This is a genomic window from Tsukamurella sp. USMM236, assembly GCF_037148755.1.
Lineage (GTDB): Bacteria > Actinomycetota > Actinomycetes > Mycobacteriales > Mycobacteriaceae > Tsukamurella.
Genome location: NZ_JBBCSS010000001.1, coordinates 1,047,235 through 1,071,073, shown reverse-complemented (window position 1 = coordinate 1,071,073; position 23,839 = coordinate 1,047,235). Strand labels below are relative to the sequence as shown.

The 23,839-nt window shown below is 70.9% G+C and carries 28 protein-coding genes, 1 tRNA gene and 1 riboswitch; of the genes, 16 read left to right on the top strand and 13 right to left on the bottom strand.

Features of this window, described 5'->3' with window-relative positions:
• Positions 1–3: 3 nt before the first annotated feature.
• Positions 4–1,386 (bottom strand): cystathionine beta-synthase, encoded by a 1,383-nt coding sequence (locus WFK95_RS05335; protein ID WP_224645828.1) that lies wholly within the window; start codon positions 1,384–1,386, stop codon positions 4–6.
• Positions 1,387–1,455: 69 nt separating this feature from the next.
• Between WFK95_RS05335 and WFK95_RS05330 the strand changes: the two genes are divergently transcribed.
• The gene (locus WFK95_RS05330) at positions 1,456–2,373 is read left to right on the top strand and encodes an SGNH/GDSL hydrolase family protein (RefSeq protein WP_224645827.1); all 918 of its coding nucleotides are present in this window, start codon (positions 1,456–1,458) and stop codon (positions 2,371–2,373) included.
• 60 nt (positions 2,374–2,433) lie between these two features.
• Here the strand turns inward: WFK95_RS05330 and WFK95_RS05325 are convergent, their stop codons facing one another.
• The 3 genes from WFK95_RS05325 to WFK95_RS05315 form a co-directional block, all read right to left on the bottom strand.
• Positions 2,434–3,360, bottom strand: coding sequence for a Bax inhibitor-1/YccA family protein (locus tag WFK95_RS05325; RefSeq protein WP_224645922.1), 927 nt, complete (start codon positions 3,358–3,360; stop codon positions 2,434–2,436).
• Between the two features lie 128 nt (positions 3,361–3,488).
• The gene (locus WFK95_RS05320) at positions 3,489–4,028 is read right to left on the bottom strand and encodes a Clp protease N-terminal domain-containing protein (protein ID WP_224645826.1); all 540 of its coding nucleotides are present in this window, start codon (positions 4,026–4,028) and stop codon (positions 3,489–3,491) included.
• A gap of 18 nt (positions 4,029–4,046) precedes the next feature.
• Positions 4,047–4,253, bottom strand: coding sequence for an RNA polymerase subunit sigma-70 (locus tag WFK95_RS05315; protein WP_068524404.1), 207 nt, complete (start codon positions 4,251–4,253; stop codon positions 4,047–4,049).
• 86 nt (positions 4,254–4,339) lie between these two features.
• Here WFK95_RS05315 and WFK95_RS05310 point away from each other — a divergent pair.
• Positions 4,340–4,413, top strand: a tRNA-Leu gene (locus WFK95_RS05310).
• A gap of 4 nt (positions 4,414–4,417) precedes the next feature.
• Here WFK95_RS05310 and WFK95_RS05305 read toward each other — a convergent pair.
• From WFK95_RS05305 to WFK95_RS05295, 3 genes are all read right to left on the bottom strand, one after another.
• Positions 4,418–4,984, bottom strand: coding sequence for a dihydrofolate reductase family protein (locus WFK95_RS05305; RefSeq protein ID WP_336670077.1), 567 nt, complete (start codon positions 4,982–4,984; stop codon positions 4,418–4,420).
• Between the two features lie 56 nt (positions 4,985–5,040).
• Positions 5,041–6,015 (bottom strand): mechanosensitive ion channel family protein, encoded by a 975-nt coding sequence (locus WFK95_RS05300; protein ID WP_224645824.1) that lies wholly within the window; start codon positions 6,013–6,015, stop codon positions 5,041–5,043.
• 67 nt (positions 6,016–6,082) lie between these two features.
• The gene (locus tag WFK95_RS05295) at positions 6,083–6,658 is read right to left on the bottom strand and encodes a dihydrofolate reductase family protein (RefSeq protein WP_336670076.1); all 576 of its coding nucleotides are present in this window, start codon (positions 6,656–6,658) and stop codon (positions 6,083–6,085) included.
• 71 nt (positions 6,659–6,729) lie between these two features.
• Positions 6,730–6,793, top strand: a riboswitch (guanidine-III (ykkC-III) riboswitch).
• An 18-nt stretch (positions 6,794–6,811) separates the two neighbouring features.
• Between WFK95_RS05295 and WFK95_RS05290 the strand changes: the two genes are divergently transcribed.
• The gene (locus WFK95_RS05290; protein WP_224645822.1) at positions 6,812–7,126 is read left to right on the top strand and encodes a DMT family transporter; all 315 of its coding nucleotides are present in this window, start codon (positions 6,812–6,814) and stop codon (positions 7,124–7,126) included.
• Here the strand turns inward: WFK95_RS05290 and WFK95_RS05285 are convergent.
• The 6 genes from WFK95_RS05285 to eno all read right to left on the bottom strand — a co-directional run bounded on the left by WFK95_RS05285 (position 7,110) and on the right by eno (position 11,930).
• Positions 7,110–8,258: a DUF418 domain-containing protein gene (locus WFK95_RS05285; RefSeq protein ID WP_336670075.1), complete on the bottom strand. Its 1,149-nt coding sequence runs from the start codon at positions 8,256–8,258 to the stop codon at positions 7,110–7,112. The two genes, WFK95_RS05290 and WFK95_RS05285, sit on opposite strands and share 17 nt — an antisense overlap.
• Positions 8,259–8,344: 86 nt before the next feature.
• Entirely contained in the window at positions 8,345–8,623 is a 279-nt protein-coding gene (locus WFK95_RS05280) for a hypothetical protein (protein WP_336670074.1), read from the bottom strand.
• 90 nt (positions 8,624–8,713) lie between these two features.
• The gene (locus WFK95_RS05275) at positions 8,714–9,667 is read right to left on the bottom strand and encodes a Ppx/GppA phosphatase family protein (RefSeq protein ID WP_336670073.1); all 954 of its coding nucleotides are present in this window, start codon (positions 9,665–9,667) and stop codon (positions 8,714–8,716) included.
• Positions 9,664–10,188 carry a DUF501 domain-containing protein gene (locus WFK95_RS05270; RefSeq protein ID WP_224645818.1) on the bottom strand — a complete coding sequence of 175 codons (525 nt, stop codon included), beginning with the start codon at positions 10,186–10,188 and terminating at the stop codon, positions 9,664–9,666. Before WFK95_RS05270 ends, WFK95_RS05275 begins: the two co-directional genes overlap by 4 nt.
• A complete protein-coding gene (locus tag WFK95_RS05265) occupies positions 10,188–10,607 on the bottom strand; it encodes an FtsB family cell division protein (protein ID WP_224645817.1) in 420 nt (139 codons plus the stop codon). Before WFK95_RS05265 ends, WFK95_RS05270 begins: the two co-directional genes overlap by 1 nt.
• Positions 10,608–10,646: 39 nt before the next feature.
• Positions 10,647–11,930: a phosphopyruvate hydratase gene (gene eno, locus WFK95_RS05260; protein ID WP_336670072.1), complete on the bottom strand. Its 1,284-nt coding sequence runs from the start codon at positions 11,928–11,930 to the stop codon at positions 10,647–10,649.
• Between the two features lie 151 nt (positions 11,931–12,081).
• Between eno and WFK95_RS05255 the strand changes: the two genes are divergently transcribed.
• The 13 genes from WFK95_RS05255 to nuoK all read left to right on the top strand — a co-directional run bounded on the left by WFK95_RS05255 (position 12,082) and on the right by nuoK (position 23,837).
• Positions 12,082–13,056 carry an isopenicillin N synthase family dioxygenase gene (locus WFK95_RS05255; protein WP_336670071.1) on the top strand — a complete coding sequence of 325 codons (975 nt, stop codon included), beginning with the start codon at positions 12,082–12,084 and terminating at the stop codon, positions 13,054–13,056.
• A gap of 28 nt (positions 13,057–13,084) precedes the next feature.
• On the top strand, positions 13,085–13,480 hold the full coding sequence (locus tag WFK95_RS05250) for a hypothetical protein (protein WP_224645814.1): 396 nt from the start codon (positions 13,085–13,087) through the stop codon (positions 13,478–13,480).
• A gap of 141 nt (positions 13,481–13,621) precedes the next feature.
• The gene (locus tag WFK95_RS05245; RefSeq protein WP_068524392.1) at positions 13,622–13,984 is read left to right on the top strand and encodes an NADH-quinone oxidoreductase subunit A; all 363 of its coding nucleotides are present in this window, start codon (positions 13,622–13,624) and stop codon (positions 13,982–13,984) included.
• Complete coding sequence (locus tag WFK95_RS05240; RefSeq protein WP_336670070.1) at positions 13,975–14,529, top strand: NuoB/complex I 20 kDa subunit family protein; 555 nt, start codon at positions 13,975–13,977, stop codon at positions 14,527–14,529. Before WFK95_RS05245 ends, WFK95_RS05240 begins: the two co-directional genes overlap by 10 nt.
• On the top strand, positions 14,526–15,263 hold the full coding sequence (locus WFK95_RS05235; protein ID WP_336670069.1) for an NADH-quinone oxidoreductase subunit C: 738 nt from the start codon (positions 14,526–14,528) through the stop codon (positions 15,261–15,263). The genes WFK95_RS05240 and WFK95_RS05235 overlap by 4 nt, the downstream gene beginning before the upstream one ends.
• A gap of 26 nt (positions 15,264–15,289) precedes the next feature.
• On the top strand, positions 15,290–16,549 hold the full coding sequence (locus tag WFK95_RS05230; protein WP_336670146.1) for an NADH-quinone oxidoreductase subunit D: 1,260 nt from the start codon (positions 15,290–15,292) through the stop codon (positions 16,547–16,549).
• Positions 16,546–17,268: an NADH-quinone oxidoreductase subunit NuoE gene (nuoE, locus tag WFK95_RS05225; protein WP_336670068.1), complete on the top strand. Its 723-nt coding sequence runs from the start codon at positions 16,546–16,548 to the stop codon at positions 17,266–17,268. Before WFK95_RS05230 ends, nuoE begins: the two co-directional genes overlap by 4 nt.
• The gene (gene nuoF / locus WFK95_RS05220; protein WP_336670067.1) at positions 17,265–18,605 is read left to right on the top strand and encodes an NADH-quinone oxidoreductase subunit NuoF; all 1,341 of its coding nucleotides are present in this window, start codon (positions 17,265–17,267) and stop codon (positions 18,603–18,605) included. Before nuoE ends, nuoF begins: the two co-directional genes overlap by 4 nt.
• Positions 18,602–20,944 carry an NADH-quinone oxidoreductase subunit G gene (locus tag WFK95_RS05215; protein WP_336670066.1) on the top strand — a complete coding sequence of 781 codons (2,343 nt, stop codon included), beginning with the start codon at positions 18,602–18,604 and terminating at the stop codon, positions 20,942–20,944. The genes nuoF and WFK95_RS05215 overlap by 4 nt, the downstream gene beginning before the upstream one ends.
• Positions 20,941–22,257: an NADH-quinone oxidoreductase subunit NuoH gene (gene nuoH / locus WFK95_RS05210; RefSeq protein WP_336670065.1), complete on the top strand. Its 1,317-nt coding sequence runs from the start codon at positions 20,941–20,943 to the stop codon at positions 22,255–22,257. Before WFK95_RS05215 ends, nuoH begins: the two co-directional genes overlap by 4 nt.
• Positions 22,250–22,753: an NADH-quinone oxidoreductase subunit NuoI gene (nuoI, locus tag WFK95_RS05205; RefSeq protein ID WP_224645807.1), complete on the top strand. Its 504-nt coding sequence runs from the start codon at positions 22,250–22,252 to the stop codon at positions 22,751–22,753. The genes nuoH and nuoI overlap by 8 nt, the downstream gene beginning before the upstream one ends.
• Complete coding sequence (locus tag WFK95_RS05200; protein ID WP_336670064.1) at positions 22,750–23,541, top strand: NADH-quinone oxidoreductase subunit J; 792 nt, start codon at positions 22,750–22,752, stop codon at positions 23,539–23,541. The genes nuoI and WFK95_RS05200 overlap by 4 nt, the downstream gene beginning before the upstream one ends.
• Positions 23,538–23,837, top strand: coding sequence for an NADH-quinone oxidoreductase subunit NuoK (gene nuoK, locus WFK95_RS05195; RefSeq protein WP_068741024.1), 300 nt, complete (start codon positions 23,538–23,540; stop codon positions 23,835–23,837). Before WFK95_RS05200 ends, nuoK begins: the two co-directional genes overlap by 4 nt.
• Positions 23,838–23,839 lie beyond the last annotated feature (2 nt).

The following is a 23,839-nucleotide window of genomic DNA, read 5'->3' as shown; positions in this document are numbered from 1 at the left end:
CTTCTACTTGCCGTGGGAGAGGAAGTTCAGCACGTCGTGCCGGGTGATCACGCCGACGGGCTTGCCGTCGTCGATGACCATGAGGGCGTCGGACTCCCGCAGCGCCGTATTGGCGGCCGAGATCGGCTCGCCCGCACCGATCAGCGGGAACGCCGGGCCCATGTGCTTGCTCACCGGGTCGGCGAGGTTCGCGCGGCCCTCGAAGACGGCCGAGAGCAGCTCGCGCTCGGTGACGGCGCCCGCCACCTCGCCCGCCATGATCGGGGGCTCGGCGCCGACGACCGGCATCTGCGAGACGTTGTACTCGGCGAGGATCTCGATGGCGTCGCGGATGGTCTCCGACGGGTGCGTGTGCACCAGGTCGGGCAGCTCGCCCTTCTTGCCGCGCAGGATGTCGCCGACGAGGGCCTCCTGCTCGTTGGGGTCGAGCGGGGCGCGCAGGAAGCCGTAGCTCGACATCCACTTGTCGTTGAAGATCTTCGACAGGTAGCCGCGGCCACCGTCGGGCAGCAGCACGACGACAACGGCGTCGGGGTCGCGCTCGGCGACGCGCAGCGCGGCGACGACGGCCATGCCGCACGAGCCGCCGACGAGCAGGCCCTCCTCGCGCGCGAGGCGGCGGGTCATCTCGAAGGAGTCGGCGTCGGAGACGGCGATGATCTCGTCCGGGATGTCGGGGTCGTAGGCGGTGGGCCAGAAGTCCTCGCCCACGCCCTCGACGAGGTACGGGCGGCCGGTGCCGCCGGAGTATACGGAGCCCTCGGGATCGGCGCCGACGACCTTGACCTTCCCGCCGGAGATCTCCTTGAGGTAGCGGCCGGTGCCGGTGATGGTGCCGCCGGTGCCGACGCCCGCCACGAAATGGGTGATCTTGCCCTCGGTGTCGCGCCAGATCTCCGGGCCGGTGGTCTCGTAATGCGAGGCCGGGCCGTTGGGGTTGGAGTACTGGTTCGGCTTCCAGGCGCCGGGGATCTCGCGGGTGAGCCGGTCGGAGACGTTGTAGTACGAGTCCGGGTGCTCGGGCGCGACGGCGGTCGGACACACGACGACCTCGGCGCCGTAGGCCTTGAGCACGTTGCGCTTGTCCTCGCTGACCTTGTCCGGGCAGACGAAGACGCACTTGTAGCCGCGCTGCTGCGCGACGATCGCGAGCCCCACGCCGGTGTTGCCGGACGTCGGCTCGACGATGGTGCCGCCGGGCTTGAGCTCGCCCGACTTCTCCGCGGCGTCGATCATCTTCACCGCGATCCGGTCCTTGCTGGACCCGCCGGGGTTGAGGTACTCGATCTTGGCCGCGACCAGGCCCGATCCGGGCTTCACCACGGAGTTCAGTCGAACCAGTGGGGTGTCGCCGATCAACTCGCTGACGTGTCCTGCGATACGCATGCCTCCATCGTCCCAGAGCGCCCGGTACGCCTCACGCCCGGTCCACGCCAGGCCGTCTAGATTGGTCTCATGGGGTACTCCCGAAACCGGCTCGCCCGTGACGCGCTGTACACCTCGGCCGCCGCCGTCAGCGGCGCCGGAGCCACCTGGGGCGCCTACGCGCTCCTCACCAAGCAGGCGCGCACCGCGCGCACCGTCATCCCCCACCGCACCGACAAGGCACCGTCGAAGGACGGCGTCTACGTCCCCGGCACCACCGTCGTCGAGCGGCCCGGGCCGCATCATCCCGCCGACGTGAGCCTCATGGTCTTCGGGGACTCCACCGCCGCCGGCCTTGGGGTCGACGATGCCGAGCACACGCCCGGCGTGCTGCTCGCGCGCGGCGTCGTGGCGGAGACGGGGCGCACCGTGCGGCTCGCGGTGAAGGCGATCGTGGGCGCGACGTCGAAGGGGCTGGCCGCGCAGATCGAGGCGGCGTTCATCGCGAAGCAGATCCCGGACGTGGCGGTGATCATCGTCGGCGCGAACGACGTGACGGCGCTCAACTCGATCGAGCCCTCCGCGCGGCGCCTCGGCGCTGCCGTGGCCCAGCTGCGCGGCGCGGGCGCCGAGGTGGTCGTCGGCACGTGCCCGGACATCGGCGTCGTGCAGTCCATCCCCCAGCCCCTGCGGTCGGTGATCCGCCGGTACGGGCTGCAGCTGGCGGCGCGGCAGCGCGCGCACGTGCTCGCCGCGGGCGGACACCCCGTGCCCTTCGCCGACACCCTGACGCCGGAGTTCCTGGAGGCGCCCGAGCGGATGTTCTCGCCGGACAACTTCCACCCGTCGGCCGCGGGCTACGAGCTGGCTGCGCGGCTGCTGCTCCCCGAGGTGCTGGCCGCGCTCGGCGAGTGGCACGGGCCGCTCCCGTCGCCGCCCGAGGTGTCCGAGGCGGCCGACGCGAACCGCCTCACGGTGCGCCTGGCCCGGGCCCTGCACCGGGACTGAACCGGCCGCGAACGCCGAACGCCCCGCAGCCGGGGCTGCGGGGCGTTCGGACGGTGGTGACTAGTCGCTGCTGTAGAAGTAGCTCAGCAGGCGCAGGATCTCGACGTACAGCCAGACGAGCGTGACGGTCAGGCCCAGGGCCACGCCCCACGCCGCCTTCGAAGGTGCGCCGGCGCGGATCAGCTGATCCGCCTGGTCGAAGTCCAGCAGGAAGCTGAACGCCGCGATCGCGATGACGACCAGCGAGAAGCCGACCGCGATGACCGGGTTCTCCTGGAAGTTGCGCAGCGGGCCGGGGCCCGATCCGAACATGCCGATGACGGCGCTGCCCAGCATCATGACCAGGACACCGATCATGGCCGCGAAGAGCATGCGGGTGAAGCGCGGGGTCACGCGGATGGCGCCGGTCTTGTAGACCACGAGCATGCCGATGAACACGCCGACCGTGGCGAGCACGGCCTGACCGATGAGGGCGCCGGCGCTGATGCCGCTGACCATGTAGTTCGCGAAGACGAACGAGATGGCACCGACGAACAGACCCTCGAGCGCCGCGTACGACAGCACGATGGCCGGGTTGTCCTGCTTGCGGCCGAAGCTCGCGACCATCACCAGGATGAAGCCGCCGATACCGCCGACGAGCGCCAAGGGCATCGGACCGACGATGCCGCCGGCGACGAGTGCGTACGCCGCGACCGCGAAGGCGATGAGCACGCCGAGCGTGGCACCGGTCTTCGTGACCACGTCGTCGATGGTCATGGTGCCGCCGGTCGTGCCCTGCTGGTACGGGGCCTGCGGCGGCTGCTGGTACTGCTGGAACTGCATGCCCTGGGCGGCGCCTGCGGCACCCATCCCCAGGTTCATGCCCTGCGGGTATCCCTGCTGCTGACCGTAGCCCTGCTGCGGGTAGCCCTGCTGATAGCCGGCGGGCGCCTGCTGGCGGGTCTCCTTGGTCAGCCCGCGGAAGATCGGGTTGCTGCTTTCGCGCACCGTGGGGTCCTTTCCCTGGTCGTGCACCTGTACATACTCTTCAACGCTCGAGCCCGCGGCCGAAGTTCCCAGTTTCGGCAACGTTCTTTACGAACAGCTTAACCGTGTCGCGGCGGACGTGCCGAAACTTATGCCGCGGGACGATCCAGCAGGTCGTAGAGGCGCCGGCGCAGCTCGTCGCGGGGGACGACGGATTCCACCGCGGCCAGGGAGTCGGCGTCGTCGCTGCGCAGCACACCGAGCAGCATGTGGGCGCTCTCGATGCTCCGATCCTTGCGGTGCGCCGCCTCCCGCACGGCGAGCTGCAGCGTCTTCTTCGATTCGGGGTCGAACGGGATGTGGCCGGCGCGGAACTTCTTGCGGATGGGCCGCAGGATGTCGAAGCCGAAGCGCTTCTCGATCGCGTCCGCGACGGCGCCCACGTCGATGCCGATGCCGCGCAGGGCCTCGGCGTCCCTGTCCGTGAGCACGCGGCCGGCGGCGGAGGCGCGGACCGCTTCGGGCGTGAGCCCCACGTCGGTCAGCTCGTGCTGCAGCGGACCGTCGACGGTGCCGAGCACGCCGAGCAGTAGGTGAGTGGGGGTGATCTTGTCGGCGCCGTTCTCCCGCGCCTCCTCCTGGGCGAGCACGACCGCGACGCGGGCGCTCTTGGTGAACCGTTCGAACACAGCAATCCTGTTCCCGGCTTACTTGCCGTACTTCTTGTGCACCGCCTGGCGGCTGACCGCGAGGTGTTCCGCGATGTCCTGCCAGGACCAGCCGAGATTCCTGGCGTTGGACACCTGGACCGCCTCGAGTTGGTCGGCCAGCTTCCGCAGTGCGACGACGGCCCGGAGCCCCTCCGCGGGGTCCTCCGATGCCGCCGATCCGACGAGGGTGGGTGGTGAGCTCACGCATGTCAATCTACGTTGACACACTCGGTCTGTCAACGCATGTTGACAGGCTCGACGGTACGTCGCCGCGCTAGGCTTCCCCACGCGCCCCTATAGCCCAATTGGCAGAGGCAGCGGACTTAAAATCCGCCGAGTGTCGGTTCGAGTCCGACTGGGGGCACCGATCAGCGCAGGACGCGGTAGTGCACGAAATCGACCCCGCAGGAGAAAGATCGGCCGCCCACCCGCTCCAAACCTGTGGCGATCCCCTGCTGCGGGAAGTACGGGATACCGCCGCCCACGAGCACGGGATAGACGCGCACGCGGTACTCATCGACCAGGCCGAGCCGCGCTGCCTCCGCCGCGAGGCCGGCGCCGCCGATGCCGATGTTCCCCTCGCCGGATTCGGCACGCAGTCGCGCGACCTCCTCGGACAGGTCACCGTCGGCGAGGCGGGTGTTGGCGCCCTGAACCTCGCTGAGCGTGGTGGAGAAGACGACCTTGGGCAGGTCCTTCCACAGCGCGGCGAAGACGCGTTCGTCGGCGTCCAGGGGCTGGGTCTCGGCGGCGGTGTCCCAGTAGAGCATCGTCTCGTAGAGCTTCCGCCCCATCAGGTGCACGTCCAGCCCGCGCACCTCGTCGGTGGCGAAGCGGAACACCTCCTCGTCGGGCTGCGACCAGTCGAACGCCCCGTCCGGCCCCACGATGTACCCGTCCGCCGACGTGCTCAGGGAGTAGGTGACACTGCGCATCCGTCCATGATGACCGAATCGTCCGGTCCCCGCGGCACTCCCGGTAGAGACCCAGGTCAGTCCTGCACCCCGGCGGCCACCGGGAGTCCGCTGCGGTAGGGCGGGGCGATGTCGTGCTCGTCGAAGGCCCGCAGGATCCGGCGGCGCAGCTCGCGCTCCACCGCCCACTGCCGGTTCGCGCGCACCCGCACGGTCAGCCGGATACTCACCCGGTCGGCGGTGGCACCGTCGACGCCCAGCATGTCGGGCGCGCCCAGGACGTCCTCGGACAAAGGCTCCTCCGCGACGGCCTCGAGGGCAGCCTCGAGGGCGACGCGGCACGCGAGATCCACGTCGGCGGAGTACGAGATGGGCAGTTGCAGGAAGGCCACCGCGTAGTCCTGGCTGAAGTTGGCGACCCGCATGATCTCGCCGTTGCGGACGTACCAGAGCGTGCCCTGCACGTCGCGCACCGTCGTGATCCGCATGCCCACCGTCTCGACGGTGCCGGTGACCTCCCCGAGGTCCACGACGTCGCCTACGCCGTACTGGTCCTCGATCAGCATGAAGATGCCGGAGATGAAGTCCCGCACCAGATTCTGCGCGCCGAAGCCCAGGGCGACGCCGACGACGCCGGCGGAGGCGATGAGCGGCGCCACGTTCACCCCGACGATCGCGAGCGACTGGATCACCACCCAGATCAGCACCAGGAAGGACACCGCGGACTTGAGCACCGAGCCGATGGTCTCGGCCCGCTGCGCCCGCCGGGCCCGGGCCTCCCGGTCGCGCTGCGCCTTCGCCGGATCGTCGACGGTGCGCCGCCGCACGGCCGGCAGTCGACTACCGTTGAGCCGGCCACCGAGTCTGCCGAGGCCGAATCGCCGTGGGGCCGAATCGCCGTCGCGCCGGTTGCCGCGGACCAGCCGATCGATGCCGCGGTGCAGCAGATATCGGACGACGACGGCGAGGACGACGTAGAGGCCTATCTCCAGGGGCGTGTGGATCAGCCACTGTCGTCCGTTCTCATTGAGCTGGAAGGCTAGATCGGACATGCCTCCGACGGTACGGACGACTGCCACACGCGCAAGTTCCCGAAACCGGGGATGCGCGGCGAACCGGTCAACGAATCACGTCGTAGATCACCTTGAGAACGCCGTTGGGATACGCCTGCGATTCCCGCAGCCGCAGTGCCGTGGCGTCCCGATCCTCGCGGCCGAAGATGCTCTTGCCCGCGCCGAGCAGGTACGGGAAGACCAACAGGTTGTACCGGTCGATGAGGCCGGCGTCGGCGAGGTTGCGCGCGAGCTCGCAACTGCCGTGGATGAAGATCGCGCCGCCGTCGGTCTCCTTGAATGCGGCGACGTCGTCCGCCGACCGCAGGATCGTCGTACCACCCCAGCCGTCGACGAGGTCGCCCTCGCCGATCGTCGTGGAGGCGACGTACTTCGGCAGTTCGCGGTAGGCGGCGTGGTCCTCGGATTGCGGCCACACCGCGCCGAAGGCCTCGTAACTGCGGCGCCCGAAGAGCAGCGCCGTCGTCTCCCCCAGCTCCTCGCCCTTGAGCGAGAAGGCCTCGGGGAGGAAGTCGTGCCGCGCCACCCAGCCGCCGCTGCGATGACCCTCGACGGTCCCGCCGGGCGAGTCAGCCACCCCGTCGAGCGAGATGAATCCCGTGTACACCAGTTCGCGCGTCATGCAGCTCACCCTAGTGCGCGGGTCAGATTCGTCACCGTCACTTGACCATCGAACTCCGTCGAGTACCGTAAGTGGCGTCGCAAAGGACATCCGGACGAGGCGCACCGTACCCGGCGAGCGAAAAGACGGTGCGAACCTGAGGAGGTTCGCATCATGGCATGGATCGTTCTGATCGTTTCCGGCGTTCTCGAGGCCATCTGGGCCACCGCACTCGGCAAGTCCGAGGGCTTCTCCAAGCTCACCCCGTCGATCGTGTTCGGCGTCGCGCTCGTCGCCAGCATGGCCGGCCTGGCCTACGCCATGCGCGATCTGCCCACCGGTACCGCCTACGCGGTCTGGGTCGGCATCGGCGCCACGCTCACCGTGGTCTACGCAATGGCGACCGGCGAGGAGACCGCATCGCTGGTCAAGGTCGTCTGCATCATGGCGATCGTCGGCGGTGTCGTCGGGCTCAAGCTGGCCCACTGACCGTCGCGCGGGCGTGCTCCCGCATCCGGGCGGTGCCGCCGTACGTCGCCACCCGCAGCACCCATTCGACGGGGCCGTACCGGAACCGCCCGGTGTACCAGCGCGCGACGACGAGCTGCAGGACGAAGACGGCCGCGGCGAAGGCGAGCACCGCACCGTCGGACCACCTTCCGGCCTGCGCGAACCCGTAGCCCGTGAAGGCGAGGGCCGCGATCAGCGACTGCGAGAGGTACACCGTGGCGCTGATCCGGCCCGCCGGCGCGAAGATCTCGGACACCACCGGGCGGGCGTGGATGATCCGCAGGAAGGTGGCGGCGTACGCGGCGGCGAGCAGGGGTCCGGAGACGTAGCCGAGAGCCTCGGTGTGCGGGATGTGCAGCAGCACCGGGAGGATCGAGAGCGGTAGGCCGAGTCCGAATCCGATCGCCTGCACCCGCGGCAGGTGCTGGAGGTAGCGGGCCGGGTCCTCGAACAGGCGCACCTTTCCGGCGGCGAGGCCGACGAGGAACAGCGGCAGCACGTTGAGGATCCCGAACGCGACCGTCGGCCCCAAGCGGCCGACCCAGTCGCTCCACCGATAGGCGACGGCCTCGCCCCAGCCCGCGCGGACGGCGTCGAGGGCCGCGGCGTTGTCGGTCGCCGTCTGCGCGGCATCTGCCGGGGACTGGGTGATCCGCGCGACGGTGAGCGCCACGAACAGGAGGAGGCACGCTCCGTACAGGACACCGGCGAGCCGGAGCGCCGACCGCGGCCCCAGCCCTTGCAACGCGAGCAGTGCCAGGCCGATCAGGCCGTAGCCGAAGAGGACGTCGCCCGTGAACAGGAAAACAGTGTGCAACAGCCCGATCGCGAGGAGCGCGAGCAGGCGACGCACGGTGCGAGCCCTGGCGTTCGCACCGTCGCGCTCCGCGGAGCGGAACTGCAGAGTCAGCGAGTACCCGAACAGGAAGGAGAACAGCACGTAGAAGCGGTTGTGCAGGAAGATCTCCTCGAAGGACCGCACCGGGCCCTCCGCGAATCCCGCCGGGTTCGCCATGATCGCGATGTTCACCGCGAAGATGCCCCCGAGCGCGAAGCCGCGCAGGGCGTCGAGCGCCTCGATCCGCGGCACCGACGGGATCGTCGTCGTCATGCGGCAAAGCTATGACGGTTCGACCGGCGCCCGCCTCCGTGAAAGCCCGGATATCCTCCCCTATTCCAGGGGTACGACGGTGCGGGTCAGGCGGCGGAGGCGGCCAGCCGGCCGGCCGGGTCGAGCACGGTGTCAACGACGCCGTGGCGCGCCTCGGCGCGGTCGACGGCCGTCGACCACTGCTCCGGATCGGCGAGGTCCGCCACGAGCGCGTAGACGTCACCGGAGAGCACGGAGACCACATCGCGGAAGTTGGTGCCCACCGCGGTCACCCGGTTCCCTGCCGCGGAGAGCTCAGCGACCAGTCGTGCCGTTGCGTCGGTGCCGTCCAGCACCACGATCACGCATTCGGTTGCCTTCGTCATCATCGACTTCCTTTCGCCGTCTGACGAAGACGTTAGGCTGCGAAACCGCTTCGTGCGCTGCCGAAAGGCTGTGAGTTCGTCAACAGTGCGTTAATTCCCGGGTTCGGCGAGCCCCATGGCCACGCCGTCGAGGATGTCGTGCTCGGAAACGGTGAGCTCGGTCACGCCGATGGCGGCCAGCCGCTCGGCCAGCCGCATCGCCACCAGCGCGCCGCCGCCGATCACGTCCGCGCGACCGGGGTGCATCGGGCCCAGCGCCAGGCGCTCCGCCGAGGTCATCGCGACCAGCCGGCGGCACAGCGCGACGAGATCGCCCAGCGGCACCCGCGAGCCGTGGATCAGTACGGGGTCGTACTCGGTGAGGCCGTGTGCCAGCGCGGCCAACGTCGTGAAGGTCCCGGCCACGCCGATCCAGGTGCGGACGCCGTCCAGCGGCACAGCGGCGGTGGCCTCGTCGAGGGCGGCGTCGATGTGGAAGGTCGCCTCCGCCACCTCGGCGGCGGTCGGCGGGTCCGCGTGCAGCGCACGCTCGGTGATCCGCACACAGCCGATGTCGGCCGAATAGGCGCGCGCGACGGCGCCTCCGGAGCCGACGACGAGCTCCGTCGAGCCTCCGCCGAGGTCGACCACGAGGGCCGGGTCGTCGGCCGACAGCCCGGCGGTGGCGCCGCGGTAGGACAGCTCCGCCTCCTCGGTGCCGGCGATCACCTCGGCGCGCGCACCCGGCGTGATCCGGCCCAGCGCGGCGCCGGTGAGGTCGAGGAACGCATCACGGTTGGACACGTCGCGGGCGGCGGAGGTGGCGACCATGCGAACCCGGGTCGCGCCCAGTTCCAGTGCCGTGGAGACGTAGTCGTCGAGCGCCACCCGGACGCGCTCGAGTGCCTCGGCGGCGAACTCGCCCGTGGCGTCCACGCCCTGACCGAGCCGGACGATCCGCATGTCGCGGTGCAGCTCCACCAGTCCCGCGTCGGAGGCGCGCGCGACGTACAGGCGGATACTGTTGGTACCGCAGTCGATCGCCGCGACGATCAGGGGATTCACTCACCGCCCCAAGGGAACCGGGGCTCCGGCCAGTCGGCCGGGATCGCACTCCCCCGCAGGCCCGCTGCCGCGGCGAGGGCTACGGCCTCGTCGCCCAGCCGGACGACCCCGGGGCCCTCGGCGAGCGCGTAGGCGATGAGCACGTGCAGGCACTTCACCCGGTCCGGCATGCCGCCGCCGGTGAAGTCGGTGCCCAGATCCTCCAGGGCGTTGCGGGATTCGAGGTAATGCCGGTGCGCCGCGCGGTAGTTCTCGGCGATGGCCTCGTCGGAGGCGAGCAGCGCCTCCATCTCGCGCATGACCCCCGCGCTCTCCTGCCGGCTGGCCTCGGCGGTGAGCCGCGGGTCCGTGAGGTAGTAGAGCGTGGGGAAGGGCGTACCGTCGGGCAGCCGCGGCGCGGTCTTGACCACCGCGGGCTCGCCGTCCGGGGTGCGGTAGGCGATGGCGAGCACGCCACGGGGCTCCCGGCCCAGCTGCGCGGCGACCCGGTCCAGATCCTCCTGAGCTACTGCGTCACTCATCAGTGCGGCACCGCGATCGTGCGCCAGACATTGGTGTACCAGGGGTTCTGCTTCGCCTGCTCGGCCTCCACCTGCTCGGGCGTCGGCTTCGGCGCGCCGGGCACCTGTACGCGGTAGGGCGTCTCACCGGGCATCACGTACTGCAGCCGGATCCGGGCCTGCGCCTTGACGTACTCCGGATCGTCCTGCAGGCGCTTCTGCTCCTCGAGCCGCGCGATGTCGGCGAGCAACTGGGCGTGCTCGGCCGCCACCTTCTCCTCGCGTGCCTGCTCGGACATGTACGTCCGGACCGGCACGGCGAGGGTGAGGGCGAGGACGCACAGCACGAGGAACAGCACGACGGTCCGCCCCGCGCTCCGTCCGTCCGCACGGGCATCGCCGCCCGACGGGCTGCGCACGAGGCGGGACCTACTGCTCACTTCGGCTGTGCTCCTTCGACTCTCGATGTACTGCGGGGACTAGCTGGTGAACTCGAAGCGGGGGAAGGCGGTGTCGCCGGCGTACCGTGCGGCGTCGCCCAGTTCCTCCTCGATGCGCAGCAGCTGGTTGTACTTCGCGACCCGCTCACTGCGGGCCGGGGCACCGGTCTTGATCTGCCCCGACCCCACCGCGACCGCCAGGTCGGCGATGGTGGTGTCCTCCGTCTCGCCCGAGCGGTGGCTCATCATGCTCTTGTAGCCGTTGTTGTGCGCCAACGCCACCGCATCCAGCGTCTCCGTCAGCGTGCCGATCTGATTGACCTTCACCAACAGCGCGTTCGCGGCGCCCCGGGCGATGCCATCCTCGAGCCGCTCCGGGTTGGTGACAAACAGGTCGTCGCCGACGAGCTGGATCTTGTCGCCGATCGCGTCGGTCAGGTCGACCCAGCCCTCCCAGTCGTCCTCCGACAGCGGATCCTCGATCGAGACCAGCGGGAACTCACCGATCAGCTTGGCGTAGAACTCACCCATCTGCGCCGCGGTGAGCACCTTGCCCTCGAACTTGTAGCCCTCCGGGCTGTAGAACTCGGTGGCCGCCACATCGAGCGCGAGCGCCACATCGGAGCCGAGCTTAAGGCCCGTCTTGGCGACGGCCTCCGAGATCAGCTCCAGCGCCTCCCGGGTGCCGGCGACCGACGGGGCGAAACCACCCTCATCGCCCAGGCCGGTGTTCAGCCCCTTGCTCTTGAGCACCGACTTGAGCGAGTGGTACACCTCGGTACCCCAGCGCAGCGACTCCTTAAAGGTCTCCGCACCGATCGGCGCGACCATGAACTCCTGCACATCCACACCACTGTCCGCATGCGCGCCGCCGTTGAGGATGTTCATCATCGGCACCGGCAGGATGTGCGCGTTCGGGCCACCCAAGTACCGGAACAGCGGCAGCGCCGCAGACTCGGCGGCGGCCTTCGACGCCGCCAGCGACACACCCAGCAGGGCGTTCGCACCCAGGCGGCTCTTGTCCGGGGTGCCGTCCAGATCCAGCAGGGTCTGGTCGATGATCCGCTGCTCATCGGCGGGGATGCCGATCACCTCGGGCGCGATGACATCCAGCACACCCTCGACGGCCTTCGTGACGCCCTTGCCGCCGTACCGCTCGCCACCGTCGCGCAGCTCCACGGCCTCGTGCTCACCGGTCGACGCACCCGAGGGCACCGCCGCGCGAGCGAAGCTGCCATCGGCCAGAACGATCTCCACCTCCACCGTGGGGTTACCACGGGAGTCGAGGATCTCGCGGGCGCCTACCTGGATGATTTCGGACACGGTCTCTCCTTATGCACTGGCCGAGCTCGGGGGCAACTCAGGAGCCAGCCTAGTGCCCGGCACCCGCGACACGAAGCCCGGCGCGCACGAAGTCCCGATCACACTGATCGGATCCGCTCATACCTGGAGCCGACGGCGCTACCCTGCGGTCATGTCCGTCCCGGTGCTCGACCTCGCCCTCCTCGACACCGACCCCGCGCAGTTCGACGGTGCCGTCCGCGCCGCCGCGCACGACGTCGGCTTCTTCTACCTGACGGGCCACGGCCTGCCGCCGGAACGCATCGACGAGGTGCTCGGCGTCGCCCGCGCCTTCTTCGCGCTGCCCCAGGTCGAGAAGGACGCGATCGCGATGACGAACTCGCCGCACTTCCGCGGCTACACCCGCCTGGGCGGGGAGTTCACCCGCGGCGAGGTCGACTGGCGTGAGCAGATCGACCTGGGTCGGGAGGATGCGGCACCGTCGGGCCCGGGGCCCGACTACCGGAACCTGCTCGGCTCGAACCAGTGGCCGGCGTCCCTGCCTGCGCTGCGCGCGGTGATGGAGCGGTGGGACGCGGACCTGTCGCGGATCTCGCTCGCGCTGCTGCGGGCGTGGGCCCGATCGCTCGGCGCCGATCCGCACGTCTTCGACGAGGCCTTCGCCGACCACCCGGCGACGCTGATCAAGATCGTCCGCTACCCCGCGGGGACGGATTCCGAGCAGGGTGTGGGCGCCCACAAGGACTCGGGCGTGCTGACGCTCCTGCTCGTGGACCCCGCGTCGCAGGGCCTGCAGGTGCTGCCGCCCGGCGCGGCCGAGTGGGTGGACGTGCCGCCGCTGCCCGGCGCCTTCATCGTCAACCTCGGCGAGATGCTGGAGGTGGGCACCGACGGCTACCTGCACGCCACCGAGCACCGGGTGCTGAACCGGAACACCGGCGACGACCGGATCTCGGTGCCCTACTTCTTCAACCCCTCCGTCACGGCGCGGATGCCGCATCTGCCACTCCCCGCGGACCTGCGGACGGGCGTCACCGTCGACCCGGACAATCCGATCTTCGACACCTACGGCGCGAACGCCTGGAAGAGCCGCCTGCGGGCGCACCCGGACGTCGCGGCGCGGCACTACCCGCAATCCGCTTCGTAACCCGACCGGCGTCCCTAGTGTGGGGACCATGACCGGCGCAGCCCCGCTCGTCCTCGTCTACAGCTCCAACGCGCGGCACCGCGCGGAGATCACCGCCGCCCTGGGCTCCCGCCCGGCCCCGGACAGACCCCCGATCACCGTCCTCGAGGTCGCGACCGCGCCCGCCGTCATCGCCCGGCTCGACGAGGGTGGGGTCGCCCTGGTCGTGCTCGACGGTGAAGCCGCCCCCGCGGGCGGGCTGGGCCTGGCCCGGCAGGTGCGCGACGAGATCGAGCCGTGCCCGCCCCTGCTGGTCATCACAGCCCGCCGCGCCGACGGCTGGTTGGCACGGTGGTCCCAGGCCGACGACTGGGTGAGCCATCCGCTGGACCCGTTCGAGTTGGCGGGCGCCGCCGGGCAGCTGCTCGCCACCGCGACGCTCTGAGAAACAGACACGCTCGCCCCAAAAGCCCACCCCGATCAAACGTTGGACATATAGTCGTGATGTAGCTCACAACTTCACTCAGGGGAACCTAACCGGTTCTGCTGACTGGGATTTCGCATACGCCGCGAAGGGAGCACCGCCGTGAACCTGTACGTGCCCATCCTGGTACTCGGGGCGATCGCGGCCGCCTTCGCGGTGTTCTCCGTGGGTGTCGCCCGGTTCGTCGGGCCGCGCCGGATCAATCGAGCGAAGCTCGAGGCCTATGAGTGCGGCATCGACCCGTCGCCCACGCCGGCATCGGGGGGCGGCCGGTTCCCGGTGAAGTTCTACTTGACGGCGATGTTGTTCATCATCTTCGACATCGAGATCGTCTTCCTCTATCCGTGGGCGGTGCACTTCGACGTGCTGGGCACGTACGGCCTGCTCGCGATGGCGCTGTTCCTGGTGAACGTCACGGTCGCCTATGTCTACGAGTGGCGTCGAGGGGGACTGAGTTGGGATTAGAAGACAAGGTTCCCGGCGGGTTCCTACTGACGACGCTCGAGGGGGTGGCGGGCTACGCGCGGAAGGGATCGCTGTGGCCGGCCACGTTCGGCCTGGCCTGCTGCGCCATCGAGATGATGGCCACCACCGGTCCCCGCTTCGACATCGCCCGGTTCGGTATGGAGGCCTTCCGCGCCTCGCCCCGGCAGGCCGACCTGATGATCGTCGCGGGCCGGGTCAGCCAGAAGATGGCGCCGGTGCTGCGGCAGGTGTACGACCAGATGGCGGAGCCGAAATGGGTCCTCGCCATGGGGGTCTGCGCCAGCTCGGGCGGCATGTTCAACAACTACGCCGTGGTGCAGGGCGTCGACCACGTGGTGCCCGTGGACATCTACCTCCCCGGTTGCCCGCCGCGCCCGGAGATGCTGCTCAACGCCCTGCTGGCCCTGCACGAGAAGGTCGCGGAGACGCCGATGGGCGTGAACCGCGAGGCGGCGCGCCGCGCCGCGGAGGAGGCCGCGCTCGCCTCGCGCCCCACCATCGAGTTCAAGGGCCTGCTGCGATGACCGACTCCCCCGAACTGCCCCAGCCCGGCCGGACCGACGAATCCGGCACCGTCGAACCCGCTGCGCCGCAGCAGCCCGACGTCGTGCGCACGCGCACCGGCATGTTCAGCGGCGGCACGGGAGACACTTCCGGCTACGGGCGGATCAGCCGCCCGGTCGCGATGCCCGGGCCGGGCGAGGAGCCCCTGCCCGCGGGTTACGACGGGGTCGTCGCGGTCCTGCGGTCGGCGCTGGATCGGTCCGACGGTGCGTCCTTCGAGGAGGCCCTCCGCGCGGTGGTCGTGTTCCGCGGCGAGGTCACCGTGCGGGTGCCGCGCGAGCACGTGGTGGCGGTGGCGCGACTGCTGCGCGACGAGCCCGCGCTGCGGTTCGAGATGTGTCTGGGCACCTCGGGCGTGCACTTCCCCGAGGACGCCGGCGCGGAGCTGCGCGCGGTCACGCACCTGCAGTCGATCACGCACGGGCGCCGGCTGCGCCTCGAAACCTCCTGCCCCGACGCCGATCCGCACATCCCGTCACTGTTCCCCGTCTACCCGACGACGGATTGGCACGAGCGGGAGACCTACGACTTCTTCGGCATCGTCTTCGACGGGCACCCCTCGCTCACCCGGATCGAGATGCCGGACGACTGGGAGGGTCACCCCCAGCGCAAGGACTACCCGCTGGGCGGGATCGGCGTCGAGTTCCACGGCGCCGAGGTCTCCGCGCCCGACACCCGGAGGTCGTACTCGTGACCACCGACTACACCGAGTTCACCGCCATGGGCTCCGACTGGGACGACATCGCCGCCGAGGCGATCGGCCAGGAGCGGATCGTGGTGAACATGGGCCCGCAGCACCCGTCGACGCACGGGGTGCTGCGCCTGATCCTCGAGCTCGACGGCGAGACGGTGACGGAGGCACGGTGCGGGATCGGCTTCCTGCACACCGGCATCGAGAAGAACCTCGAGTTCCGCACCTGGACGCAGGGCACCACCTTCGTCACCCGGATGGACTACCTGGCACCGCTGTTCAACGAGACCGCCTACTGCCTGGCCGTGGAGAAGCTGCTCGGCATCACCGAGGAGATCCCCGAGCGCGCGACGGTCATCCGCGTGCTCCTCATGGAGCTCAACCGCGTCACGAGTCACCTCGTGGCGCTTGCCACGGGCGGCATGGAACTGGGCGCGGTCTCCCCCATGCTGCGCGGCTTCGAGATCCGCGAGCAGATCCTGGACGTCTTCGAGACCATCACCGGACTGCGGATGAACCACGCCTACATCCGTCCCGGCGGCGTCGCGGCCGACCTGCCGGACGAGGCGATCCCGCAGATCCGCGAGCTGCTGCGGACACTGCCGCCGCAGCTGGCGTCCATGGCGTCGATGCTCACCGAGAACCCGATCTGGATCGCGCGCACCAAGAACATCGGCTACCTCGACCTCACCGGCTGCATGGCGCTGGGCATCACGGGCCCGGTACTGCGGTCGACGGGCCTGCCGCACGACCTGCGCCGCAGCGAACCGTATTGCGGCTACGAGGACTACGAGTTCGACGTGATCACCGACAGCGGGTGCGACTGCTACGGCCGCTACCTGATCCGGGTGCTGGAGATGACGCAGTCGCTGCGCATCGTCGAGCAGTGCCTCGAAAAGCTGACGCCCGGGCCGGTGATGGTCGAGGACGCCCGCCTCGGCTGGCCGGCGGACCTGAAGGTCGGCCCCGACGGTCTCGGCAACTCGCGTACGCACATCGCGGAGATCATGGGCGAGTCCATGGAGTCGCTGATCCACCACTTCAAGCTGGTGACCGAGGGCTTCGCGGTCCCCGCCGGACAGGTGGCCGTCTCCGTCGAGGCGCCGCGGGGCGAGCTCCTGGTGCACGCCGTGAGCGACGGCGGCACCCGCCCGTACCGCGTCCACTTCCGCGATCCGTCGTTCACGAATCTGCAGGCGGTGGCGGCGATGTGCGAGGGCGGCATGGTCTCCGACGTCATCGCGGCCGTGGCCAGCATCGACCCGGTGATGGGAGGGGTGGACCGATGAGCGAGCCCGTCTTCCTCGAGTTCGGCGCGCGGGCGCAGGAGAAGGTGCAGCTGTACCGGCCCGGTGCGCCCACCGCGTACCCCGCGGCCGTCGCGGAGCGCCTCGCCGCCGACGCCGCACAGCTCATCGCCCGGTACCCCGAGAAGCGGTCCGCGCTGCTGCCCCTGCTCCATCTGGTGCAGTCCGAGGACGGCTACATCACCCCCGCCGGCATCGAATTCTGCGCGGGCGCACTGGACCTCACCGCGGCCGAGGTGGTCTCCGTCGCCACCTTCTACTCGATGTACCGGCGCGGACCCACCGGCGAGTACCTGGTCGGCGTCTGCACCACCACCTTGTGCGCGGTCCTCGGCGGCGACGCGATCCTCTCCTCCCTGTGCGATCACCTCGGGATCGCCCCCGGCGGCACCACGGCCGACGGGCGGGTCACCGTCGAGCGGATCGAGTGCAACGCGGCGTGCGACTACGCCCCCGTCGTCATGGTCAACTGGGAGTTCTTCGACGACCAGACGGTGGCGAGCGCCCGCGACCTCGTCGACGCGCTGCGCTCCGGCCGGCCGCCGTCGCCGACGCGGGGCGCACCGCTCGTCTCCTTCCGCGAGACCGCCCGCCTGCTGGCCGGTTTCGACGACGTCCGGCCGGGCGCCGTGTCCGCCTCCGGTGCCGGCGGTGCCCCGACGATGGCCGGCCTGCAGGCCGTGCGGGAGGCGGAGTCATGACCGCGCACCTCACCCCCGTGCTCTCCGCCCGCTGGGGCGACCCCGAGCCCTGGACCCTCGCCTCCTACCGTGCGGCGGGCGGGTACGAGGGTCTCGACCGCGCGCTCGCGATGGCGCCCGACGACGTGATCGGGCTGGTGAAGGACGCGGGCCTGCGGGGCCGCGGCGGCGCCGGCTTCCCGACGGGCCTGAAGTGGAGCTTCATCCCCCAGCTGCGCGACGGCGAGGCCCCCAAGCCCGGCGCCGACAAGCCGCACTACCTCGTGGTGAACGCCGACGAATCCGAGCCCGGCACCTGCAAGGACATGCCGCTGATGTTCGCCACGCCGCACACGCTGATCGAGGGCGTCATCATCGCCTCGTACGCGATCCGAGCACGCCAGGCGTTCATCTACGTCCGCGGCGAGGTGCTGGGCGTGCAGCGACGGCTGCGCGCCGCCGTCGCCGAGGCGTACGCAGCGGGCTACCTCGGCAAGCCGATGGGCCCCAGCGGATTCAGCCTGGACCTCGTCGTCCACGGTGGCGCGGGCGCGTACATCTGTGGCGAGGAGACGGCGCTGCTGGACTCGTTGGAGGGCCGTCGCGGGCAGCCCAGGTTGCGGCCGCCGTTCCCCGCCATCGCGGGCCTCTACGCCTCGCCGACGTGCGTGAACAACGTGGAGTCGATCGCCAGCGTGCCCGCGATCCTCGCCCGCGGCGCCGAGTGGTTCCGCACCATGGGCAGCGAGAAGTCGCCCGGGTTCACGCTGTACTCGGTCTCGGGCCACGTGGTGCGGCCCGGGCAGTACGAGGCGGCGCTCGGGGTCACGCTGCGCGAGATGCTGGAGCTCGCCGGCGGTGTGCGGCCCGGGCACGAGCTGAAGTTCTGGACGCCCGGCGGATCGTCGACGCCGCTGCTCACGGCGGAGCACCTCGACGTGCCGCTCGACTACGAGGGCGTGGCCGGCGCCGGATCGATGCTGGGCACCAAGGCCCTCCAGATCTTCGACGACACCGTCTGCGTCGTCCGGGCGGTGCTGCGCTGGCTCGAGTTCTACGCGCACGAGTCGTGCGGCAAGTGCACCCCGTGCCGCGAGGGCACGTACTGGCTGGTGCGGCTCCTGCGCCGGCTGGAGGAGGGCGAGGGACGCGCGGAGGACCTGGACACGCTCGCTGAGGTGGCCGACGGCGTACTCGGCAAGGCCTTCTGCGCGCTGGGCGACGGTGCCGCCAGCCCCATCCAGAGCTCGCTGCAGTACTTCCGCGAGGAGTACGAACGGCACGTCGCCGAGGGCGGCTGCCCCTTCGACCCCGCGGCCTCGATGCGCGAGGCCCCGGTCCCGGGAGGTGCCCGATGACCGCCCCGGAGCCCGTGAAGGCCACCATCGACGGCATCGAGATCGAGGTCCCGCCGGGCACTCTCGTGATCCGTGCCGCCGAGGACCTCGGCATCGCCATCCCCCGGTTCTGCGATCACCCGCTGCTCGCCCCCGCGGGCGCGTGCCGACAGTGCCTCGTGGACGTGGAGGGCCAGCGCAAGCCGCTGGCCTCGTGCACCACGACGGTGACCGACGGCATGATCGTGCGCACGCAGGCCACCTCCGCCGCCGCTGCCGGCGCGCAGCGCAGCGTGATGGAGCTGCTGCTCGTGAACCACCCGTTGGACTGCCCGGTGTGCGACAAGGGCGGCGAGTGCCCGCTGCAGAACCAGGCCATGTCCGCCGGCCGCGCCACGTCGCGCTTCCCGGCCGCCGACAAGCGCACGTACCCCAAGCCCATCCCGCTCTCGGCGGAGATCGTGCTCGACCGCGAGCGCTGCGTGCTGTGCGCCCGGTGCACCCGCTTCTCCGACGAGATCGCCGGCGACGACTTCATCGAGCTTATGGATCGCGGTGCGCTGCAACAGGTGGGCGTCGCGGGCGACCAGCCGCTCGACTCCTACTTCTCCGGCAACACGGTGCAGATCTGCCCCGTCGGCGCGCTCACCAACACCTCGTACCGGTTCCGGGCGCGCCCCTTCGACCTGACCTCCACCCCGTCGGCGTGTGAGCACTGCGCGAGCGGCTGCGGCCTGCGGGTGGACCACCGCCGCGGGGAGGTGCTGCGCCGCCTCGCCGGCGACGATCCCGCGGTCAACGAGGAGTGGAGCTGCGACAAGGGTCGCTGGGCCTTCGCCTACGCCGCGGCGCCGGATCGCCTGACCACGCCGCTGGTCCGCGGGGCCGACGGCACCCTCGTCCCCGCCTCGTGGCCGGAGGCGATCGCCGCCGCCGCAGAGGGGCTGACCGGCCGGGGCGCTGGCGTGCTCGCCGGCGGGCGCGGCACCGTCGAGGATCTCTACGCCTATTCGGCCTTCGCGCGCATCGCGCTGCGCACCAACGACATCGACTTCCGGGTCCGGCCGCACAGCGCGGAGGAGGCGGCGTTCCTGGCCTCCGGCGTGGTGGGCGGGGTGACCTACGCCGATCTCGAGGCGGCGCCGGTCGTGCTGCTCGCGGGCTTCGAGCCCGAGGAGGAGTCGCCCATCGTGCACCTGCGGCTGCGGAAGTCGGTGCGCGCCGGCGGCACCCGGGTGCTGTCGATCGCCCCGTTCGCCTCCCGCGGCCTGGGTCGCCTCGACGGCACCCTCCTCGCGTGCGCCCCCGGCGCCGAGTCCACCGCCCTCGCCGACCCCGCGCTGGCGCAGCAGCTCTCCGTGCCCGGAGCGGTGATCCTCGTCGGCGAGCGACTGGCCGAGACCCCCGAAGCGCTCGCCGCGGCGGCGGCGCTCGCGGGCACCGCCGGTGCCCGGCTGGCGTGGATCCCGCGCCGCGCGGGCGAGCCCGGCGCGATCGCGGCGGGGGCGCTGGCCGGGATGCTGCCCGGCGGCCGCCTCACCGCGAACTACGCCCACCGCATGGAGGTCGAGGCGCTGTGGGGCGTCCCCCTTCCCGACGGCCCCGGCCGCGACACCGCCGGAATCCTCGCCGCCGCCGCGTCCGGCGACCTGCCCGCCCTGGTGTGCGGCGCGGTCGACATCGGCGATCTGCCCGACCCCGACGCCGCGCGCCGCGCCCTCGACGCCGCCTTCGTGGTGAGCCTCGAGCAGCGGGAGTCCGAGGTCACCGCCCGCGCCGACGTGGTGCTCCCCGTCGCCACCGTGACGCAGCGCGCGGGCACCTTCCGCAACTGGGAGGGCCGCGACCGCTCCTTCGCCGCGGCGCTCCCCTCGCCCGGCGCCCTCGCGGACGCGCGGGTCCTCGCCGTCCTCGCGCAGTCGATGCGCGCCGACCTCGGCTTCACCGACGCAGACGGTGCCGCCGCCGCGCTCCGCACGCTGGGCTCGGTCCGGCCGCCGCGCCGCCCCGTCGCCGGGCGCCCCGGCACCGTCGCCGTCCCGGGCGACGGCGAGGCCCTGCTCGCGACGTGGCGACAGCTGCTCGACCTGGGTCGCGGACAGGACGGCGAGCCCGATCTCGCGGCGACGGCGCGGCGGCCCGTCGCGCGGATGTCGGCGGCCACCGCGACCGGGATCCTCGCCGCGGACGGCGCCGACGTGTCGATCTCGACCGACCGCGGCACGATCACCCTGCCGCTCCAGGTGACCGACATGCCCGACGGCGTGGTGTGGGTGCCCCGGAACTCGCCCGGCAGCACCGTCGGCGAGACGCTGGGGGTCGGCTGGGGCGCCGTGGTCGGGATCGGGGTGGCCCGATGATGCTCGCCCTCGGACCGCACGACCCCGTCGACCTCTCCGCGTTCGGCCGGGACCCGTGGTGGTTGATCCTGATCAAGGCCGTCGCGGTCTTCGCCTTCCTGGTCGTGACGGTGCTCGCCGCGATCCTCATCGAGCGCAAGGTGATGGCTCGGATGCAGCACCGGTACGGGCCGAACAGGGTGGGGCCCTTCGGCATCCTGCAGTCCCTCGCGGACGGCATCAAGCTGGCGCTCAAGGAGGGGATCACGCCCGCGGGCGTCGACAAGCCCGTGTACCTGCTGGCGCCGATCATCGCCACCATCCCAGCGTTCATGGCCTTCGCCGTGATCCCGTTCGGGCCGCAGGTGTCGGTGTTCGGGACGTGGACGCCGCTGCAGCTCACCGATCTTCCCGTCGCGGTGCTGTACGTCCTCGCGATCACCAGCATCGGCGTGTACGGCATCGTGCTGGCCGGCTGGTCCTCCGGCTCCACGTACCCGTTGCTCGGCGGCCTGCGTTCCACGGCCCAGGTGATCAGCTACGAGGTCGCGATGGGCCTGAGCTTCGCCGCCGTCTTCCTGTACGCGGGCACGATGGCCACGTCGGGCATCGTCGCGCGGCAGGAGGGCACCTGGTACGTCTTCCTGCTGCTGCCCTCGTTCGTCGTGTACGTGGTCTCGATGGTCGGCGAGACGAACCGCGCGCCCTTCGACCTTCCCGAGGCCGAGGGCGAGCTGGTGGGCGGCTTCCACACCGAGTACAGCTCGCTGAAGTTCGCGATGTTCATGCTCGCGGAGTACGTGAACATGACCACGGTCTCGGCGCTCGCCACCACCCTGTTCCTCGGCGGCTGGCACGCGCCGTGGCCGCTGAACATGTGGGAGGGCGCGAATTCCGGCTGGTGGCCGGTGATCTGGTTCGTGGGCAAGGTGTGGTGTTTCCTGTTCGCCTTCATCTGGCTGCGCACCACGCTGCCGCGGCTGCGCTACGACCAGTTCATGCGGTTCGGCTGGCAGCTGCTGATCCCGACCGCGCTGGCCTGGGTGCTGGTCGCCGGCGCGGTGCAGGCGTGGGCCCTCGCCGGGCACTCGGCGACGGTGCTGGCGCCCGTCGTCTCGCTGCTCTTCACCCTCGCGGTGCTCGCCGTCCTGGTGGCGCGGCACCGTCGGCAGAAGGCCCCCGAGCCCGGCCCCGATCCCGAGACCTTCTCGCTGCCCTTCGATCCGATGGCCGGCGGCTTCCCCGTGCCGCCCATGCCGGGCCAGTACCTGTCCGAGCCCGCCCGACGTGCCCTGCCGCGCGAGGCCGAAGCGAAGGAGGCGTCCCATGGCTGATCCCCTCGGCCTCGCCGGATTCGGCGTGACCCTACGGACCATGTTCACCAAGCCGGTCACGGAGAACTACCCGGAGGAGCCCTCGCCCACCGCCGGCCGGTATCACGGGCGGCACCAACTGAACCGGTACGCCGACGGGCTGGAGAAGTGCATCGGCTGCGAGCTGTGCGCGTGGAGCTGCCCCGCGGACGCGATCTACGTGGAGGGCGCCGACAACACCGAGGAGGAGCGGTACTCCCCCGGCGAGCGCTACGGCCGGACCTATCAGATCAACTACCTGCGGTGCATCGGCTGCGGCCTGTGCGTGGAGGCCTGCCCGACGCGCGCGCTCACCATGACGAACGACTACGAGATGGCCGACCGCGATCGCGGCGCGCTGATCTACGACAAGGACGATCTGCTCGCCCCGCTGCACGAGGGTGAGGTGCCGCCGCCGCACGCGATGCGCGAGGGCCTCACCGCCACCGACTACTACAAGGGGGCGGTGGACGAATGACCGGGGAGGAGTGGGCGTTCTGGATCGTCGCGGTGCCCGCCGTGGTCTTCGCCCTGGGCGTCGTGCTGGCCTCCAAGGCCGTCTACTCGGCGCTCTGCCTCGCCGCCACCATGATCCTCCTCGCGATCCTCTACATCTCCCAGGGCGCGACCTTCCTCGGCGTCGTGCAGATCGTGGTCTACACCGGCGCCGTGATGATGCTCTTCCTCTTCGTGGTCATGCTGGTGGGCGTCGACTCCTCCGACTCCCTCGTCGAGACCCTGCGCGGGCACCGGATCGGCGCCGCCGTCGCGGGTCTCGCCTTCGGAATGCTGCTCATCGGCCTCGTGGCCCGGGCCTCGCTCCGGGACTTCGGCGCCGGGCCCGCGCGGGGAGCAGGATCGGGCGAGTACCCGCCGAACTCCGTGGAGGCCCTGGCCGACACCGTCTTCGTCCGCTACCTGTGGGCCTTCGAGCTCACCGCCGCGCTGCTGATCACCGCCACGCTGGGCGCGATGATCCTCGCCCACCGGGAGAAGCTCGCCACCGCGCTCAGCCAGCGCGAGCAGTCGATCCGCCGGTTCCGCGAGGGCCGCCGCGCCACGCCGCTGCCCAACCCCGGCGTGTACGCGCTGGGCAACGCCGTCGACCTGCCCGGTCGGCTGCCCGACGGGTCGCCCGCGCTCGACTCCGTGAACCACACGCTGACACCGCGCGTGCCGGGCGAGCGGCGGGCGCTCCCCGACCGCTCCCCGTCGCTCGACGACGACGTTCCGCACGCGCTCCGCGACGAGGAGGTGACGCCGTGAACCCGCACCTCTACCTGTACCTCGCCGCGCTGCTGTTCGCGATCGGCTCCGCCGGGGTGCTGCTGCGCCGCAACGCCATCGTGGTCTTCATGTGCGTGGAGCTGATGCTCAACGCCGCGAACCTCGCGCTCGTCACCGCGGGCCGCATGCACGCCGTGCCGCACGGACAGGTCCTCGCCTTCTTCACCATGGTGGTGGCAGCCGCTGAGGTGGTGGTGGGCCTGGCGATCATCATCGCGATCTTCCGGGTCCGCAAGTCCGTGTCCGTCGACGAGCCGCACCTGCTGAGGCGGTGACC

Excerpts from the sequence above, each read along its gene's own strand:
- WFK95_RS05335 (WP_224645828.1), bottom strand. The coding sequence starts at position 1,386 with ATGCGTATCGCAGGACACGTCAGCGAGTTGATCGGCGACACCCCACTG.
- WFK95_RS05330 (WP_224645827.1), top strand. The coding sequence starts at position 1,456 with ATGGGGTACTCCCGAAACCGGCTCGCCCGTGACGCGCTGTACACCTCG.
- WFK95_RS05305 (WP_336670077.1), bottom strand. The coding sequence starts at position 4,984 with ATGCGCAGTGTCACCTACTCCCTGAGCACGTCGGCGGACGGGTACATC.
- WFK95_RS05300 (WP_224645824.1), bottom strand. The coding sequence starts at position 6,015 with ATGTCCGATCTAGCCTTCCAGCTCAATGAGAACGGACGACAGTGGCTG.
- WFK95_RS05295 (WP_336670076.1), bottom strand. The coding sequence starts at position 6,658 with ATGACGCGCGAACTGGTGTACACGGGATTCATCTCGCTCGACGGGGTG.
- WFK95_RS05290 (WP_224645822.1), top strand. The coding sequence starts at position 6,812 with ATGGCATGGATCGTTCTGATCGTTTCCGGCGTTCTCGAGGCCATCTGG.
- WFK95_RS05285 (WP_336670075.1), bottom strand. The coding sequence starts at position 8,258 with ATGACGACGACGATCCCGTCGGTGCCGCGGATCGAGGCGCTCGACGCC.
- WFK95_RS05280 (WP_336670074.1), bottom strand. The coding sequence starts at position 8,623 with ATGACGAAGGCAACCGAATGCGTGATCGTGGTGCTGGACGGCACCGAC.
- WFK95_RS05270 (WP_224645818.1), bottom strand. The coding sequence starts at position 10,188 with ATGAGTGACGCAGTAGCTCAGGAGGATCTGGACCGGGTCGCCGCGCAG.
- WFK95_RS05255 (WP_336670071.1), top strand. The coding sequence starts at position 12,082 with ATGTCCGTCCCGGTGCTCGACCTCGCCCTCCTCGACACCGACCCCGCG.
- WFK95_RS05250 (WP_224645814.1), top strand. The coding sequence starts at position 13,085 with ATGACCGGCGCAGCCCCGCTCGTCCTCGTCTACAGCTCCAACGCGCGG.
- WFK95_RS05235 (WP_336670069.1), top strand. The coding sequence starts at position 14,526 with ATGACCGACTCCCCCGAACTGCCCCAGCCCGGCCGGACCGACGAATCC.
- WFK95_RS05230 (WP_336670146.1), top strand. The coding sequence starts at position 15,290 with ATGGGCTCCGACTGGGACGACATCGCCGCCGAGGCGATCGGCCAGGAG.
- nuoE (WP_336670068.1), top strand. The coding sequence starts at position 16,546 with ATGAGCGAGCCCGTCTTCCTCGAGTTCGGCGCGCGGGCGCAGGAGAAG.
- nuoF (WP_336670067.1), top strand. The coding sequence starts at position 17,265 with ATGACCGCGCACCTCACCCCCGTGCTCTCCGCCCGCTGGGGCGACCCC.
- WFK95_RS05215 (WP_336670066.1), top strand. The coding sequence starts at position 18,602 with ATGACCGCCCCGGAGCCCGTGAAGGCCACCATCGACGGCATCGAGATC.
- nuoH (WP_336670065.1), top strand. The coding sequence starts at position 20,941 with ATGATGCTCGCCCTCGGACCGCACGACCCCGTCGACCTCTCCGCGTTC.
- nuoI (WP_224645807.1), top strand. The coding sequence starts at position 22,250 with ATGGCTGATCCCCTCGGCCTCGCCGGATTCGGCGTGACCCTACGGACC.
- WFK95_RS05200 (WP_336670064.1), top strand. The coding sequence starts at position 22,750 with ATGACCGGGGAGGAGTGGGCGTTCTGGATCGTCGCGGTGCCCGCCGTG.